Here is a 15,172-nt window from a genome sequence, read left to right on the forward strand (position 1 = left end):
GCATCAAGCCAGGTCCGCTGACGCTCGCTTGTCCTCGACGTGGACCGCGCGCAGTTCCGTTCCGTCCCGGTGACGCTTGGACCGCCCGGACAACCCGGCAGCGATCTCCGACCGGTCGTGTGGCTCATCAGGGCCGACGTAGGTGAGGACGTCGTGGTGATGGCCGGTGACGACCCAGCCCTCGACGTCCCTGACGTCGATCACGGAGAAGTCGCCTGCCGAAGATCCGGCGTGGGCGGGGCCGAACTTCCTGAGGATCTCGGTGGCCTGTTCGGCAAGGTCTCCCTCCGAAGCGGTCAGCACAACGCATGTGCCGTGCTCGAACAGCACCCACGACTTACGAGGGTCTGTGAGAAGCCGTCGCCAGACGTCGATCAGTGCCTCGGTGTCCACGGCGGCCATCATGCCGCAACCCACTGACACAGCAAGGCAATTGTTGCGCTGCTGAGATCCGCTGGAGAGGCGGGCGAAGCGGGCGGACCACCACCACCGCCCAGGGCGGGGGAGCGGGGGCCGCGGTGATGACCGGACGGGGTTCCGCCATGGCTGTCGGGCCCGCGCTCGACGAGGCGGCTGATCACCGTGTCGAAGTGTCCGTCGCCTCGGCGGGGAACTCCTCGACGCCGAGAACCTGCAGCAGTTCCAGCCGCTCGCGGGTCTCCGCGTCCACCGGCGTGAGCACCAGCAGCTGCTGGCTCTGGTCGGGAGTGACCAGGGTTTCGCAGTCCATCGTCAGGCGGCCCACCCGCGGATTGAGGAACGTTTTGCGGTCGGCGCGCCGTACCGCCACCTCGTGCTCGGTCCACAACCGGCGGAAGTCGGCACTCGCGGCCTGCAACCGCTCGACGAGTCCGGTGACCGTGGGGTCGCCGGCCCTTCGGCCGGCGACGGCCCGCAGATCCGCCACGAGCCTGCGGGCATGACGCTCATGCTCCTCGGGCGGGGCGATGGCGCGCGCCGCGGGGTCGGTGAACCAGCGGTATGCGGCGTAACGCCGGTCGCCGGAGAAGCCGCTGTGGTCATCCGTCATCAGGACGGATGCCCGGTTCCGGGCGAGGATCTCGCCCAGGTCGGACAGGACCAGGGCCGGGGTGGCACCGAGCAGGTCGAGCATGCGGATCAGGCCGGCGCGCGCCGGCCGGGCCGCCCCGTCGGCACGCGGAGGCCGGTGACCGGCCAGGTGGAACAGGTGGTCACGCTCGTCCTCCGAGAGCCGCAACGCCCGGGCCAGCGCGCGCAGCAGCTGCGGCGATGATCTCGGTCAGCAGCGACGACACGGCTGCGGGCGCCGTCCTGCTCACCGGGCAGGGCACGCTCACCGCGCTGTGCGCGCTCTTCGAGACGACCTGGGAATCCGCCCAGCCGCTCGGCGAAGTGGTCCCCACCGACCCGCACGGCCTCACCGGCCAGCAGACGACCGCCCTGCGCCTCCTGGCGGGCGGCCACACCGACGAGACGATCGCCAAGCGGCTCGGCGTCTCACACCGCACCGCGCGGCGCATCGCCTCCGAACTGATGGACCGCCTCGACGCCCGCAGCCGTTTCGAGGCAGGCGTACGCGCCGTCCAGCGGGGATGGCTCCCGGCCCGCTCGTAACCGGCCCTTCACCAGCGCCAGTTCGGCTACTTTCATGAGCCCGCGACAACAACCGGAGTGGTCTCATCCTCGCCCGCCGCGACGGCCTGTCTTGTTACCGTCGTGCCGACCAGCCCCGCACCCGGGGCCGCATCCGCGGGGAGACGAAGATGCCAGGGCAACGGCGGTTACGCGGCGCGGCACTCGCAGGAGCCCTGACGCTGTGCGCCCTGCTGGGCGCCGGATGCTCGACATCGGGGCGCGGTGGGCCCGGCGACGCGTCGTCCGACGCCTCGCCGCGTACGGCGGCGTCGGGAGCGTCCCCTGTATCCGGCCCGTGGCGGTCCTGGGACACCAAGCTGTCCCCGGGGGAGGCATCCGGTGCCTGCGGTGCGACGGCCCACCAGGTCGTGTGCGCGACCGGCTCCGGCGGACTCCTCGGGCGGTCCCGGACTGACGGTCGTATCACCTGGACGGTCCCCGCGAACGACCGCGGCAAGAGCGCCGGGCTGGTCGTGGACACGGCGGACGAACGGGCCGTGACCGGCGTCGCCGGTGTGCTGCGTGCCGCTGATCTGCGGACGGGCACGAGCGTGTGGACCCGTCGGGTGTCCACCGGCGGCGCCTACGTGGCCCTCGGTGCGGGGGACGGGGTCGTCTACGCCATCGACGTGGCGGACCCCGCGTCCCGTACCGCCGTCCTCGACGCCGTCCGGGCATCCGACGGCAGGGCCCTGTGGCACCGGACCGTCGCCTGGGAAACAGGCGAGGGCATCGCCGCCTTCCGGGGCCGCGTCTACGCCACCGACGGCGCCCGGGTCACCGCCCGCGACGCCCGCACCGGCGACACCGTGGCGGTCAGCCCCCGAAGCGTCGCGTGCCCGCACCTCGTCTCCGGGGGCCACTACCTGGTCTGCACCGGCAGCCGGCTCTCCGCCGGGGACGTCTTCCCGCCCATGCGGCGCCTGGACCCGGGCGCGCTCCGGCCGCTTCCCACCCCGAGGGGCACGGTCGACAAGCCCATGCGCGGTCTGATCTCCCCCGACGGGGTGCTGATGCTGTACGAGGCCGGGGCCGAGGACTCCAGCGCCGGCTACTGGAACGCCTACGACCTCGAAAGCCGGCGCAAGCTGTGGGGCTACTACGACACCACGGACGAGGCAGCTCTTGCCGGCGGCCGGTTCGTGACCTTCACCCCGGGCAACGACCGGGCCAGGCGGGGACGCGTGATCGCGCTCGACCTGCACGCCGGCCCGAAGGGGACCGGCGTCGCCGCGCCGGGCATGTCGGCGCCCTACCCGCAGACGAGGGACGGCGAACACCCGCTGCTCGTCGTCCCGGAAGGCGACGCGCGCCATCTCGTCGTCATGGCGCGAACTCACGCTTCGCTGCGCTCACTTGCGCTGCCCTGAGGCCTGCGAGGCGACGACGCCTTCGTGGGGCGACTGCGCCCCGGCGGCTCCGTGTGTCGCGCGCCCGGGGAGGACCTGACACCTGCGGGCACCGGTAAATGCTGCAGCCTTGTCACAACGCTGTGCGCCTCGGCAAAAGCCTGTTCGAGCTCGACGTTCGATCATATTCTGACTCCCTTGCGCGCAACGGGGGAGACACAGTGCAGAAAAGCGAAGTGTCGGACGAGGTCAGGCCTGCTGTTCCCGAGCGGGCCGACTGGTCGAGGGCAGCGGCGTACGGCCTGGCGGGATTGATCAATCTCGTGACGGCCGGCCTGTTCGTCGGTGGTCTGCTGCTGGTGATACTCGGCTGGGCGGCGCTCGTCCCGCTGCTGACGGGGACGCTGTTCATCGCTCTGGCCGTCCAGATGCGGCCTCGCTTCGACCGGCTCGGGAAGGACGATCAGCCCGTCCTCACACGGGGGGACGCGCCGGTCCTCTACGCGTTGTTGGACGAGATAGCCGACGCCGCGGGAGTGCGACGCGTCGACGCCGTTCAGATCGGCGCGGACTTCGCGGTACGGGTCGCCGCCACCGACGGTGGGCGCAAACGGGTGTTGACGGTGGGTATGCCGCTCTGGGTGACCTTCACTCCTCAGCAACGCGTCGCAGCGATCGCACACGAGTTGGCGCATGTGGCATCGGGGGATGTCCGACGCGGCCTACTCGTGAGCATGGCGCTGAGTTCCCTGAACAGCGGTACGGAACTGCTGAAGGGCCGCGAAGTCGAGGACGTGGAAACCCCCACAGGGTCCGTCTCCATAGCGCACGCGGACAAGGTGGCTGGAGCGGCACGAGCGTTCGAGTCGCGTGGACGCCGCAACTGGATCATGTGGCTGCCGGGCCTGGTGACGAGGGGCGTTGCGCGGTTGCTCGTTCGGCTCGCTCTGAACGGGTCGCGGCACGCGGAGTACCTGGCGGACGCCGCCACCGCCCGGGTGGCGTCCACCCGGGCTGCCATCTCCGTTCTGCACGATCGGCATCTGGCCGACGCCGTCACCATCGAGGTGCACCGACTGGCGGTCACCGCACGGACGTTCCGCCGAGAGACCGCGGAGAGCATCGACCAGGAGTTCTGGGAGCGGGTGGCCACACGCGCCAGGACGCTGCCCTCCCGGGTCGGAGACAGCCTCGACACCCACCCCGGCGGTGACACGCCGCCGATCGCCTCCGTCGCTGCGGGCTCGCGGAGGGACGGGTGTGACGTGTCGGTCCCGGCCGCGCTGCGTATCGCCTGGCTGTCCCACGCGGAAGCGCGGCCCGCGACGGTCACCATGACCGCGACCGCGGCCGACGCCATCGCCGAGGAACTACACGAACCGGGGCACCAGTTGGCCCGCGACATCATCCAGGGATCTGTTCAGACCTGACCGTGGGGGTAGTGGGCCACATCCCAAGCGGCGGCGGAACCCGGTTGCGACGAGCCGGTGAACTCGATGGGATGCATCCATGGATGGTGCGACAGACGATGTGAACCAGGCGATCGCGTGCGAGCTGCAGCTCATGGATCCGCAGGTCCGTGCCTCGCGGGAGCTCGCCGGGCAGCTGCTGGACCCGGAGTTCGTGGAGGTCGGCGGGTCCGGGCGACGGTGGACGTACGAGACGATGCTCGCCGAACTGCCGGACCATCCGGGGAGTTCGCAGGACGCGCCCCGCTACGAGCCCTCCAGTATTTCGGGTGTGCTGCTGGCTCCGGGGCTGGTCCATCTGACGTTCCAGGCCGTCCTCGGTGAGCGCAGGTCCAGGCACAGTTCGATCTGGCGCAGGGGCGAGGGGGACGCGGGCTGGCGGATGTACTACCACCAGGCCACGCGCGTGCCACCCGGGGTGGAGTAGGAGTCCGACAGAACGGCGTTTGCCGGAAAGGGATGTGCAAGCATGGCCGGAATGGACGCTCGCTTCCTCGGCATCGCCGAGCTGGCCGAAACCCCGTCCGTGGCGGTCGTGGTCGACGTCATGCGTGCCTTCACCGTGGCTGCCTGGGCCTTTGCCCGGGGCGCGGAAAGAATCATTCTTGCCGAGTCCCTGGACGAGGCTCTGGGCCTCAAGGCTCGCCACCCGGAGTGGTTGGCCCTCAAGGACGGTCCGCCCGCGCCCGGATTCGACGCCGTCAACTCGCCGGCGCTGCTGCGGTCTGTTGACCTCGGCGGGCGGACCGTTGTGCAGAAGACGACGGCAGGGACGGTCGGCGCCCTCGCGGTCAAGGAGGCGGCTCGGGTGCTGTGCGCCGGCTTCGTGGTGGCGGAGGCGACAGCCCGGTTCCTGCGGACGCTCACGAGCGACGGCGTCACGTTCGTGGTCACCGGCGAGAGCGGGCGGGCCGAAGAGGACCTGGCGTGTGCCCAGTACATCGCCCGGAGGGCCACCGAGCCGACGACGGATGTCACTGAGTACGTCCGCCGCGCTGCCGAGTCGCGCGCCGCTGCCGCTCTGGCGCGGGGGATACGCCAGGGAGCCCATCCCGATGACGTAGCGCTCTGCCTTGAGGTCGACAGGTTTCCCTTCGCCATGGTGGCGACCTTGGAGAGTTCGCTCATGGTCCTGCGCCCGCACCCGGTGCCTTCGGCGGCCGTCGACGGCGCGATCTGATCCGCAGCTCAGGGCCTGAAGAGGCCTGGCGGCGGCGGAGTTCGCGGCTTCACGACGTCTTCCTGTCAAGCGACGTCGGGGTACCGCAGTGCTCGTCGCCGCCGGTCAGGTCGTCACGCACCAGGATGAGCAGGCGGGTCAGCTGCGTGCGCTGAGTGGCGGTCAGCGAACGGAAGAGGTCGTCCTCCACCTCCTGCTGCGCGGCTGCCGCGTCTCGCAGCCGCTGCTGACCGGCCTCCGTCAGCACGACGAGGTGGCGCCGTCGGTCACGGGGGTCGCGTGTGCGCGTCACGACGCCCTCGTCCTCCAGCGGGTTGAGTTGCGTGACGAGCACGCTGGCCGCCGTGTCCGTCTCCTCGGCCAGGTCGGTCTGCGCCAGCGGGCCCCGATCTCGGAGCAGTCCGAGGATGTGGAACTGCCGCGGCGTGAGGCCGTTGACGGTGTGCGCGTCCCTCAGGCGGCGCATGGCCTCGTGCCCCAGGAGGGCGAGCAGGAGGCCGGGGCTGTTGCGGTGCTCGTCGAGCAGCGCCGGGCGAGGAGCAGGCGAGTTGGCCGAAGTCACTCGGTCACTTTATCTCATGCGATCGTGTAGGTTGCTAAATGAATCATCACTCTGAACGATACAGGTCCAGCAAGCGCCTCGGCTCTCGCGTTCTCCGCAACAAGCCGTCCCCCTCTGATGAAGGAGCGCCATGTCGCTGTCGCCCTCCCACCCCACCCTGCTCCCGGACCGCACCCAGGATCTGGGCCTGCAGGGGGCGCGCGCCGTCGTCACCGGCGGAACCCGCGGCATCGGCGCCGCGACCGTGCGCCGTCTGACCGCGGCCGGCGCGCGCGTGGTCGCCGTCGCCCGTAGCCGAGCGGAGGTTCCCGCCGGAGCGCATCTGGTGACCGCCGACCTGAACGCCCCCGACGGGGTCTCGCACGCGGCAACCGCGGCGCTCGACTTTCTCGGCGGTATCGACGTGCTCGTCGACAACGCCGGAGGCAACACCCAGGTGCCTGACGGCGTCCTGGCGGCGACCGACGAGGACTGGCAGGCCAACCTGGATGCCAACCTGCTGTCCGTCGTGCGCCTCGACCGTGTCCTCGTCCCGCACATGACCGAGCAGGGTCATGGGGCGGTCGTCCACGTCTCGTCGAACGCGGCCCGGTACCCGCAGCCCAACGGTGTTCCGTACGCCGCGGCCAAGGCCGCCCTCAACGCCTACAGCAAGAGCCTCGCCCTCGCCTGCGGCCCGCACGGCGTGCGCGTCACCGCGGTCATGCCCGGAGTCATCGAGACCGACGCCGTCGAAGCCAGCCTGCGGCAGGCGGCGGAGCGCACCGGTCGCGACCTGGAGACCATCCGGAAGGACTTCCACCAGCGCCTCGCCGCCCCGCTCGGCCGCCCAGGGCGGCCGGAGGAGGCCGCGGAGCTGATCGCCTTCCTCGCCTCCCCGCGGGCCTCCTACCTGACCGGCATCACTGTCTCGGTCGACGGCGGAATCCTCCCCACCCTCTGACGGGCCGTCCGGAGCGTCCGTGCCCGACGGCCTCGGGCGAGGGTCCGCGCATGAACCCCTGTGCCGCCGCCGCGGACGACCGTTCCGTCGAACTGCACCATCGGCAGCCGGCGGCGGGCCGCCGCGATGGCGTCGCCCTCACGGGTGTGGGCCTTCTCGCGAACCAGGAGCTCGTCACGGGCGGCCTGTCAGGTGGCCACGTCGACCACGGGCGGGAGGCCGGGCAGCGCGGTGTTCGGGTCGTCCGGTGCGGTCGTCACGAAATCCTCCGTATGTCTCGTGCCGCGGCGGCGTCGTACGACGTTCCACGGCGGTCACGAGTACAGACCGGCACCCCGCCCGAAACTCATCGCAGTCCGGCGCGCCCGCAATTGAGCGGCGGTGGGCCACCTCTGCGACCCAGGCCCTCAGGTGCCGAAGGCGGCGGCGGTACCTGCTCTGCGGTAGCGATCCGCTGCGTCACCCCGGGCGTCCGGGGCGACGCAGCCGACCACACGACGTTTCGTGAAGACCCGCCGGTCAGTCTGCCTTCGGTCGTAAGCCTTTGGCCGGCAGTCGTTCAGTGGTGGGTCGGGCGCAGGATCAGGCTGATGAAGCCGAAGGAGTTCCGGTAGGCGCGCAGCCATTCGCTGCGATGGGTGGTGGCTGTCGTCAGTGCCTGGGAACTGTCCGGATCGTCGGGGTGGTCCAGAGCCCACGAGGCCAGCGATCCCGTCCACGCCCACTCGTAGTCGTCGAGCTCGCGGCGGGTGCTGATGTGACCGTGGACGGGCGCCCAACCGTCGGCGATGACACGGTCCATGGTGGTCGGCAGGTCAGTGAGGTCGCCGAGCATGTCGACTGCCTCGGAGGAGGGTTCGTGCTCCCAGAACCCGTCGCCGATCAGGACGCGACCGCCGGGGGCCAGGTGCTCGCGCGCCGCCGCGAGGGTGGCGAGGAGGCCGCCGAAGGCGTGCGTGGCTCCCACGCTGATCACCAGGTCGAAGGTGTGTGAGGCGGTGAAGGCCGCCGCATCCTCCCGGTGAAGGATGAGGCGCTCCTGGAGGCCGTGGGCGCGTGCGTTCTCGCGAGCGTGCGCCAGCGAGACCTCGGAGAGGTCGACGCCCTGGGCTCGCAGGTGCGGGTGTGCGCTCAGGGCTCGCAGGAGCCACTCTCCGCCACCGCAGCCGAGGTCGAGGACGCGCGCGGCGCCGGGCGAGATCCCGCACTCCAGCAGCCGGCGTACCGCATCGTCGTCGAGCGGGGCCGCGATCGGATGATCCGCATGGGCGAGACGTGAGATCTGTTCCCGGTTCACCGCCGCATCCTGACCGGGGCACACGCTGTACGCACCCGCATTTTCTGCGGAGACGGGAGGTCTCCCCGGCCAGGAACGCACACGAGGAGAGGGATCACGGGCTGACCGCGAGAGCCGGAGGAACACGCCGTACACCGCGATGCCGATTCGAGCGAAGGAACCGATCGGCCCCGCCTGCCGTCACCGCTCCGGACAGCGCCGGCGGGCCCGCCCGTAGCCCAATCCCGATGCCGGCGTGGGGAGTTGTCAGGAGACATCCATGCGGAGGACGTCCGAGGACGCTCAGTCGAGGCAGAACTCGTTGCCCTCGATGTCCTGCATCACTATGCACGACTCGTTGTCCTCGTCGGCGAGCAGCACCTGCACGGTTGTCGCGCCGAGCGCGACCAGTCGTGCGCACTCGGCCTGAAGGGTGGCCAGGCGCTCTTCTCCGACGAGCCCGGTGCCGACCCGCACGTCAAGATGCACCCGATTCTTGACGGCCTTGCCTTCGGGCACCCGCTGAAAGAACAGTCGCGGGCCGACACCCGAGGGATCAACGCATGCGAACCAGGAATCCTGCTCCTCGGGCGGCAGCGAGCGAGCGTATTCGTCCCAGGTGGTGAAGCCCTCCGGCGGCGGCGGTACGACGTACCCCAACACCTCGCACCAGAAGCGAGCGACGCGCTCGGGTTCGGCGCAGTCGAAGGTGACTTGGAACTTCTTGATCGTCGGCATCCGGCGCACGATAGCAGGGCGACATCCGATGTCTGCAACGGGTTTTTCGTCGCTCCGGACCGGCCTGCGACACCCGCCCTCGCGACGTCTGAGGACGGGATGCCGGTCCGGGTCCAAGCACCGGGATCCGATCCCGGTCCCGGTGTGTCCTCGCCGCATGGCTGCGGGTGTGTGGCGGAAGGGGACCAACGGCCCCTGCCGTCGAGACCGGGTGCGGGTGCAGGCTGAAAGCGTGCCGACGCAGCCGATCGCGTCCGGGAGGCAGGTGGTGCGCATGAACGCCCAGGCCACCGACGCGGCCGAGGAGACGCGCGTGCTGGTCGTGGAGGACGACCGCGGCATCGCGGAGTCCCTCGTGCGCGGGCTGCGACAGGCCGGTTACGCGGCCGAGGGTGTCCGGACCGGGCGGGCGGCACTGGCAGCCGCGACCCCCGACGTGGTGCTGCTCGATCTGGGACTCCCGGACATCGACGGTGTCGAGGTGTGCCGGCGGCTGCGCGCGCGGTCGGACGCCGCGATCATCGCCGTCACCGCGCGGGGTGAGGAGGCGGATCGGGTGGTCGCCCTGGACGAGGGCGCCGACGACTACCTGGTCAAGCCGTTCGGGCTGGCCGAACTGCTCGCGAGGATCCGGGCCGTGCTGCGCCGACGCCGCCCGGCGGAGCCGGAGATCCAGCGGCACGGCCCGCTGGCGCTCGACCTGCGCACCCGGCAGGTCTTGGTCGACGGACGCGCGGTGGCGCTGACGCCGAAGGAGTTCGGAGTCCTGGAGTGCCTGGCCGCCGACCCGGGCCGGGTGCTGAGCCGGCAGCAGATCCTCGAGCGGGCGTGGGACGCCCACTGGTACGGCCCCACCAAGGTGCTGGACGTGCATGTCGCGGCGCTGCGCCGCAAGCTCGGCCTGCCGGGGCTGATCGAGACGGTCTACGGGCACGGCTTCCGGCTCGGGGCGGTCCAGGAGTCCCAGGAGCACTCGTGACCCGCCGGATCACCTGGACGCTCCTGGTCCTGACCTCCGTGCTGCTGGTGCTGGCGGTCGTGCCGTTGGCGGCGTTGGTGACGGCGCGTGAGCGCGTCGCGCACCGCGACAGTCAGCGAGCGGCCACCCGCGTGATCGCCGCGGCGGCCGAGGAACACCTCTCCGACCACAGGCCGGCGACCGCCATGCGTCAGGAGCTGGCCGCCGCGGCCCGGGCGGGGGACTGCGCCGCGGTGTACGACGCCTCCGCGCGACTGGTGGCCGCTACGCCCTGTACGGCGGCCCAGGGCGAGGAGGCGGACGAACTGGTGGCGGACGTGCTGGCCGGGCACGAGCCGGAGCCACCGGAGAACGAGGGCCGGCTGCTGGCCGCGGAGCCGGCCGGTGAGGTCCGGCATCCCGCCGGAGCTGTCGTCCTGGCTCGCTCCGCGGCGCCGCTCGACGCCCGTATCGCCGCGATCTGGGGCTGGGCCGCCGCGATCGGCACGGCGGGGCTGGCCGCCTCCGTACTGCTGTCCGTCCGTCTGGCCGGCTGGGTCAGCCGTCCCGTGTCGGCGCTGGACGCAAGCGCCCGGCGACTGGGCGAGGGCGCCCTGGACGAGCGGGCCGACGTCGGGCCCGGGCCGCCGGAGGTCCGCCGTCTGGCCGCCACCTTCAACACCATGGCGGCCCGCACCGAGGCCCTGGTGCACGGCCACCGGGCCGTGATCGCGGATGTGTCCCATCAGCTGCGCACCCCCCTGGCCGCCCTGCGGCTGCGGCTGGACGTGCTGGCCGCCGGCGCCGAAGGCGACACCGCCACGGAGCTGGCCGCCGCTCAGGAGGAGATCGCCCGGCTGTCCCGGCTGGTGGACGGGCTGCTGGAGGTCGCGCGCGCCGAACAGGCGACGCCCCGCCCGACCGCTGTGCGGCTCGACGAGGTGGTGGCCGAGCGGGTGGCGGCCTGGTCGCCCGTTGCGCAGGAGCGCGGAGTCCGGCTGACCGCCGAGTCCGAGTCGGCCCTGACAGTGGCGCTGGGCGCGGGTCATCTGGAGCAGATCCTCGACAACCTGATCGCCAACGCCGTGGACGCCGTGCCCGCCGACGGCAGCGTCTGCGTCGACACCCGCGTGGCGGGCGGATCAGTCCGGGTGCTCGTGCGGGACGACGGTCCCGGGATGACGGCCGAGGCGAAGGCGGTCGCGTTCCGCCGGTTCGGGAACCCGCAGGCCAGGGGCACCGGCCTGGGGCTGGCCATCGTCCACCGGCTCGTCACGGTCAACGGCGGCACGGCACGGCTGGCGGACACCCCCGGTGGCGGGCTGACCGTCGTACTGGATCTGCCGCCGTGGACGGAGCGCGGACATGAGCGGGTTCCGCGTCGAGATCTTTACCGGTTCTGAAGAAGACGTGAGCCGGTTCCCGAGTGCGGTCCGCGGAGCCTGGAGGTGCACGCAGCCGATCCGCGCCGCCGATCCACCAGGAGCGCCGCCATGGCATACCCGCCCGACGACATCGACCAGCAGCCCTTCCCGACCGGTTCCGGGCGCGCACGCGATCGCGGACTGCGGCGCGGCCGCCGTCTCACCCGGTGGATCGCCGTCACGGCCGTGGCCGGCGCTGCGGCCCTGGGCAGCCTGTACACCCATCTGCTGCCGGGCGCCTCCGCCGCCCCCGCGCCGCCGAGCCCGTCCGTACAGCACCCCGCGGCGTCCACTGCCGGTACCGCGGGAGGGGACGACGCGGAACACGGCGAGGAGAGCGGGCACGAGGACGACGGGGGTGCCGCCCCCACCGCACAACCGGCACCGCAACCCCCGTCCCAGCCGCCGGCCGCCACCCAGCAGCAGCCGCACACCACGACGGGGGCGTCATGACCACGCGCACCCCGGCGCCGTCACCCGCCCGGGTCGCCTTCCCCGCCCTCGGTACCACGGCCGTACTGCTGGTGACGGCTCCCCGCTCACTGCCCGCCGCGGAAGCTGTCCTCCGCGCCGAACTGGCCGCCGTCGACCTCACCTGCAGCCGCTTCCGTCCGGACTCGGAACTCAGCCGCGTGAACGTGAGCGCAGGTGCCACGACGACAGTCAGTGAACGCTTCGCCGAAGCCCTGGAGGCCGCCCTCCGTGCCGCCCGGCTCACCGACGGTGCCGTGGACCCGACAGTGGGAAGCGCGGTGCTGGCACTCGGCTACGACCGCACCTTCGCCTCCCTGCGTCCCGACGACGTCCGCCCCCTTCCCCTGGCCCGTCCCGCCCCCGGCTGGCGAAGCATCAGCTGGAACCCGCGCACCCGGCGGCTGCGCCTGCCGCCGCACACCCACCTCGACCTGGGTGCCACCGCCAAGGCCCTCACCGCCGACCGCGCCGCCCGGCGTGCCGCGGCCACCACCGGAAGCGGGGTTCTCGTCGGTCTCGGCGGCGACCTGGCCACGGCCGGCCCGGTGCCGGAGGGCGGCTGGCGGATCGCACTCGCCGACGACCACGCACAAACGGTCACGGAGCAGGACCCCGCCGTCGCCGTCTCCGGCGGCGCGCTGGCGACCTCCGGCATCCGCGTGCGTACCTGGCGGCGTGGCGGGCGCACGCTGCACCACATCGTCGACCCGGCCACCGGCGAACCCGCCGCCCCCGTCTGGCGCACCGTCACCGTCGCGGCCGACACGTGCGTGGACGCCAACACCGCAAGTACGGCGGCGATCGTGCTCGGCGGCCGGGCCGTGGACTGGTTGCGCAGTGCCGCCCTGCCCGCCCGGCTGACCGGCCTCGACGGCGATGTCGTGTGCCTCGGCGGCTGGCCGTCCGACGCTCGCTCTCCCGGCTGCGGAGGCCCGCGATGACGACGGCCGCTCTGACAGGCAGCCCGCTGTGGTACGCCAGCCGCGCGGGCGGCACCCTGGCGCTGATCCTGCTCACCGCCACCGTGGTGCTCGGCATCGCCTCCGGCGGGCGCGCCGCACCCCGCCGGATGGGCCGGTTCGAGATCAGCCTGCTGCACCGCAACCTGTCCCTGCTCACTGTGGTCTTCCTCGCCCTGCACGTGGTGACCGCGGTACTCGATCCGTTCGTCCACCTGGGGTGGGCGGTGGCCCTGGTGCCGTTCGGAGCGTCCTATCGCCCGCTGTGGCTCGGGCTGGGGACAGCCGCGTTCGACCTGTTGCTCGCGGTGCTGGTCACCAGCGCCTTCCGGTCGCGGCTGGGGGTGCGGCGCTGGAAGGCCGTGCACTGGCTGGCGTACGCGGCGTGGCCGCTCGCTGTCTTCCACGGCGCGGGCACCGGCACCGACACCCCGCTCCCCCTCCAACTGTGGCTCTACGCCGGGTGCCTGGCCGCGGTGGTCGGTGCCGTCGGGTGGCGGCTGGCGAAGGCCGGTCCGGGCCGGGTCGCCGGGCGACTGGCCGCCGCCGTGGCCGCCACCGCCGTACCCGTGGTGCTGACGGCGTTCCTCGCCGCCGGGCCGCTCCAGCCCGGCTGGGCCCAGCGGGCCGCCACGACGGCGATCCAGTTCGGGGGCGGACGGTGAACTCCCCGCCGACGGCGGCCTTCGAGCCCCACCCCACGACCGGGCCGGACGCCCCTGCCGCCGCCCGGCTGCTGGCGAGCTGGTACGCCACCGGGCGACCGGCCGTCCTGACCGATCATCTGAGGCGTCACGGACCGCCCCCCGTGACCGCGACTCCCGGTGACCGTACGGCAATGCCGCTGGTGGAGGCCGTCGAGGCGGCCGGGCTCACCGGACGCGGCGGCGCCGCGTTCCCCACCGCCGGCAAGCTGCGCGCCGTCGCCGAACGGCGTGGCCGGGCCGTGGTCGTCGTCAACGCCATGGAGAGTGAACCGGCCAGCCGCAAGGACCAGTTCCTGCTCGCCGTCGCACCGCACCTCGTACTCGACGGAGCGGTCCTGGCCGCGACCGCGGTCGGCTCCGACACCGTCCACGTCTGCCTGCCCCGCACCCGCACCGCCCAGTACAGGCAGCTCGGCGCCGCTCTCGACGAGCGCCGACGCGCCCACCTCGATCCTGTACGGCTGCGCCTGCACGCCCTTCCACCCGCCTACGTCTCCAGTGAGTCGACCGCTCTGGTGCGCTGGCTCAACGGGGGACCGGCTCGGCCCCGGGGCAGCCCGCCGCGGGCCCATGAACGCGGCATCGACCGGCGCCCCACGCTCGTGCACAACGCCGAGACCCTCGCCCACCTGGCCCTCATCGCCCGCCACGGGCCCGGCTGGTTCCGGCAGATCGGGCCCCCGGACGAGCCCGGCACCATGCTGGTCACCGTGTCCGGCGCCGTCGCCGCTCCGCAGGTTCTGGAGGTCGCGCTCGGCACGCCACTCGCCACGGTCCTCGACCGCGTCGCAGAACGCACCCAGCCTCTGCTGGCCGTACTGGTCGGGGGTTTCGCCGGCACCTGGCTCCCGGTGGAGCACCTGCGGGTACCGCTCACCCGGCGGGACCTGGCCCCCCTGGGTGCCGCGCCCGGCGCGGGCGTGCTCGTCGCGCTCGCGCAGCCGGCCTGCGGGTTGACCGAGACCGCCCGGATACTCGCCTACCTGGCCGCCCACGGCGCCCGCCAATGCGGTCCCTGCCGCTTCGGACTGCCCGCCGTGGCCCAGGACTTCACCGCTCTGGCCGCCGGACGGGCCGACCCCGACCTGCTCTCCCGCCTGCGCCGCCGCGTCGGTCTGCTGCCGGGCCGGGGAGCCTGCCGCCACCCCGACGGCGCCGCCCGCCTCGCCGCCTCCGCCCTGCGGACCTTCGCCGACGACGTCGACCACCACCTCGCCCGCGGCGCCTGCCGCGCGGCCCGGCGTCCGACCCGGATCGACGTACCACCCGCCACACCCCCGGAGACCTGGCGATGACCCCCGCCCGAACTCTGCGTGTCGACCGCATCGCCTGCATAGGTCACGGCCTGTGCGCCGAGCTCCTCCCCGAGCTCATCGACCTCGACGAATGGGGTTACCCGATCCTCACAGACCGGGCCGTCCCCGACCGGCTGCGCACCCACGCCCGCCGGGCCGTCGCAGCCTGCCCGCGCCTGGCCCTCCACACGGACGACGGCCCGGCGTGACAGGCGCACGCA

General features: G+C 72.6%; 16 protein-coding genes and 3 pseudogenes. 13 read left to right on the plus strand and 6 right to left on the minus strand.

All coding sequences use genetic code 11. The features are described 5' to 3' along the window. Positions 1-3: 3 nt before the first annotated feature. The gene (locus tag ABZT03_RS06530; protein WP_356034354.1) at positions 4-405 is read right to left on the minus strand and encodes a hypothetical protein; all 402 of its coding nucleotides are present in this window, start codon (positions 403-405) and stop codon (positions 4-6) included. A 172-nt stretch (positions 406-577) separates the two neighbouring features. Next, positions 578-1,246, minus strand: a pseudogene (locus ABZT03_RS06535) (transcriptional regulator); the annotation flags it as partial. 2 nt (positions 1,247-1,248) lie between these two features. On the opposite strand from ABZT03_RS06535, the pseudogene ABZT03_RS06540 reads away from it, so the two are divergent. The 5 genes and pseudogenes from ABZT03_RS06540 to ABZT03_RS06560 form a co-directional block, all read left to right on the plus strand. Beyond that, positions 1,249-1,596 (plus strand): annotated as a pseudogene (locus ABZT03_RS06540) (LuxR C-terminal-related transcriptional regulator); the annotation flags it as partial. Between the two features lie 149 nt (positions 1,597-1,745). Further along, positions 1,746-2,987, plus strand: coding sequence for a PQQ-binding-like beta-propeller repeat protein (locus ABZT03_RS06545; protein WP_356034357.1), 1,242 nt, complete (start codon positions 1,746-1,748; stop codon positions 2,985-2,987). Between the two features lie 122 nt (positions 2,988-3,109). Then, positions 3,110-4,396: a M48 family metallopeptidase gene (locus ABZT03_RS06550; RefSeq protein WP_356034360.1), complete on the plus strand. Its 1,287-nt coding sequence runs from the start codon at positions 3,110-3,112 to the stop codon at positions 4,394-4,396. A 79-nt stretch (positions 4,397-4,475) separates the two neighbouring features. Next, positions 4,476-4,862 (plus strand): nuclear transport factor 2 family protein, encoded by a 387-nt coding sequence (locus tag ABZT03_RS06555; RefSeq protein ID WP_356034362.1) that lies wholly within the window; start codon positions 4,476-4,478, stop codon positions 4,860-4,862. A 51-nt stretch (positions 4,863-4,913) separates the two neighbouring features. After that, a complete protein-coding gene (locus tag ABZT03_RS06560) occupies positions 4,914-5,615 on the plus strand; it encodes a 2-phosphosulfolactate phosphatase (protein WP_356034365.1) in 702 nt (233 codons plus the stop codon). A 49-nt stretch (positions 5,616-5,664) separates the two neighbouring features. Here ABZT03_RS06560 and ABZT03_RS06565 read toward each other — a convergent pair whose 3' ends face one another. Continuing rightward, a complete protein-coding gene (locus ABZT03_RS06565; protein WP_356034367.1) occupies positions 5,665-6,177 on the minus strand; it encodes a MarR family transcriptional regulator in 513 nt (170 codons plus the stop codon). A 130-nt stretch (positions 6,178-6,307) separates the two neighbouring features. On the opposite strand from ABZT03_RS06565, the gene ABZT03_RS06570 reads away from it, so the two are divergent. Beyond that, entirely contained in the window at positions 6,308-7,120 is an 813-nt protein-coding gene (locus ABZT03_RS06570; protein ID WP_356034370.1) for an oxidoreductase, read from the plus strand. 77 nt (positions 7,121-7,197) lie between these two features. On the opposite strand, the pseudogene ABZT03_RS06575 reads toward ABZT03_RS06570, so the two are convergent. The 3 genes and pseudogenes from ABZT03_RS06575 to ABZT03_RS06585 all read right to left on the minus strand — a co-directional run. Beyond that, positions 7,198-7,380: pseudogene (locus ABZT03_RS06575) on the minus strand (DUF899 family protein); the annotation flags it as partial. Between the two features lie 299 nt (positions 7,381-7,679). Next, positions 7,680-8,417 carry a class I SAM-dependent methyltransferase gene (locus tag ABZT03_RS06580; protein WP_356034373.1) on the minus strand — a complete coding sequence of 246 codons (738 nt, stop codon included), beginning with the start codon at positions 8,415-8,417 and terminating at the stop codon, positions 7,680-7,682. Between the two features lie 282 nt (positions 8,418-8,699). Beyond that, positions 8,700-9,134, minus strand: coding sequence for a VOC family protein (locus ABZT03_RS06585; RefSeq protein WP_356034375.1), 435 nt, complete (start codon positions 9,132-9,134; stop codon positions 8,700-8,702). 274 nt (positions 9,135-9,408) lie between these two features. Between ABZT03_RS06585 and ABZT03_RS06590 the strand changes: the two genes are divergently transcribed. The 7 genes from ABZT03_RS06590 (at position 9,409) to ABZT03_RS06620 (ending at position 15,160) form a co-directional block, all read left to right on the plus strand. After that, on the plus strand, positions 9,409-10,113 hold the full coding sequence (locus tag ABZT03_RS06590) for a response regulator transcription factor (RefSeq protein ID WP_356034707.1): 705 nt from the start codon (positions 9,409-9,411) through the stop codon (positions 10,111-10,113). Continuing rightward, entirely contained in the window at positions 10,110-11,495 is a 1,386-nt protein-coding gene (locus ABZT03_RS06595) for a HAMP domain-containing sensor histidine kinase (RefSeq protein ID WP_356034378.1), read from the plus strand. The genes ABZT03_RS06590 and ABZT03_RS06595 overlap by 4 nt, the downstream gene beginning before the upstream one ends. Before the next feature lie 90 nt (positions 11,496-11,585). Continuing rightward, complete coding sequence (locus tag ABZT03_RS06600) at positions 11,586-11,969, plus strand: hypothetical protein (protein WP_356034381.1); 384 nt, start codon at positions 11,586-11,588, stop codon at positions 11,967-11,969. Next, a complete protein-coding gene (locus tag ABZT03_RS06605) occupies positions 11,966-12,931 on the plus strand; it encodes an FAD:protein FMN transferase (RefSeq protein WP_356034384.1) in 966 nt (321 codons plus the stop codon). The genes ABZT03_RS06600 and ABZT03_RS06605 overlap by 4 nt, the downstream gene beginning before the upstream one ends. Next, positions 12,928-13,614, plus strand: coding sequence for a ferric reductase-like transmembrane domain-containing protein (locus ABZT03_RS06610; RefSeq protein WP_356034387.1), 687 nt, complete (start codon positions 12,928-12,930; stop codon positions 13,612-13,614). The genes ABZT03_RS06605 and ABZT03_RS06610 overlap by 4 nt, the downstream gene beginning before the upstream one ends. Further along, the gene (locus tag ABZT03_RS06615; protein WP_356034389.1) at positions 13,611-14,951 is read left to right on the plus strand and encodes an NADH-ubiquinone oxidoreductase-F iron-sulfur binding region domain-containing protein; all 1,341 of its coding nucleotides are present in this window, start codon (positions 13,611-13,613) and stop codon (positions 14,949-14,951) included. Before ABZT03_RS06610 ends, ABZT03_RS06615 begins: the two co-directional genes overlap by 4 nt. Then, entirely contained in the window at positions 14,948-15,160 is a 213-nt protein-coding gene (locus ABZT03_RS06620) for a ferredoxin (RefSeq protein ID WP_356034392.1), read from the plus strand. Before ABZT03_RS06615 ends, ABZT03_RS06620 begins: the two co-directional genes overlap by 4 nt. The last annotated feature ends 12 nt before the right edge of the window (positions 15,161-15,172 follow it).

This window comes from Streptomyces sp. NPDC005574 (assembly GCF_040605435.1).
Taxonomy (GTDB): domain Bacteria; phylum Actinomycetota; class Actinomycetes; order Streptomycetales; family Streptomycetaceae; genus Streptomyces.

Excerpts from the sequence above, each read along its gene's own strand:
- ABZT03_RS06530 (WP_356034354.1), bottom strand. The coding sequence starts at position 405 with ATGATGGCCGCCGTGGACACCGAGGCACTGATCGACGTCTGGCGACGG.
- ABZT03_RS06600 (WP_356034381.1), top strand. The coding sequence starts at position 11,586 with ATGGCATACCCGCCCGACGACATCGACCAGCAGCCCTTCCCGACCGGT.
- ABZT03_RS06555 (WP_356034362.1), top strand. The coding sequence starts at position 4,476 with ATGGATGGTGCGACAGACGATGTGAACCAGGCGATCGCGTGCGAGCTG.
- ABZT03_RS06585 (WP_356034375.1), bottom strand. The coding sequence starts at position 9,134 with ATGCCGACGATCAAGAAGTTCCAAGTCACCTTCGACTGCGCCGAACCC.
- ABZT03_RS06560 (WP_356034365.1), top strand. The coding sequence starts at position 4,914 with ATGGACGCTCGCTTCCTCGGCATCGCCGAGCTGGCCGAAACCCCGTCC.
- ABZT03_RS06610 (WP_356034387.1), top strand. The coding sequence starts at position 12,928 with ATGACGACGGCCGCTCTGACAGGCAGCCCGCTGTGGTACGCCAGCCGC.
- ABZT03_RS06620 (WP_356034392.1), top strand. The coding sequence starts at position 14,948 with ATGACCCCCGCCCGAACTCTGCGTGTCGACCGCATCGCCTGCATAGGT.
- ABZT03_RS06590 (WP_356034707.1), top strand. The coding sequence starts at position 9,409 with ATGAACGCCCAGGCCACCGACGCGGCCGAGGAGACGCGCGTGCTGGTC.
- ABZT03_RS06545 (WP_356034357.1), top strand. The coding sequence starts at position 1,746 with ATGCCAGGGCAACGGCGGTTACGCGGCGCGGCACTCGCAGGAGCCCTG.
- ABZT03_RS06570 (WP_356034370.1), top strand. The coding sequence starts at position 6,308 with ATGTCGCTGTCGCCCTCCCACCCCACCCTGCTCCCGGACCGCACCCAG.
- ABZT03_RS06605 (WP_356034384.1), top strand. The coding sequence starts at position 11,966 with ATGACCACGCGCACCCCGGCGCCGTCACCCGCCCGGGTCGCCTTCCCC.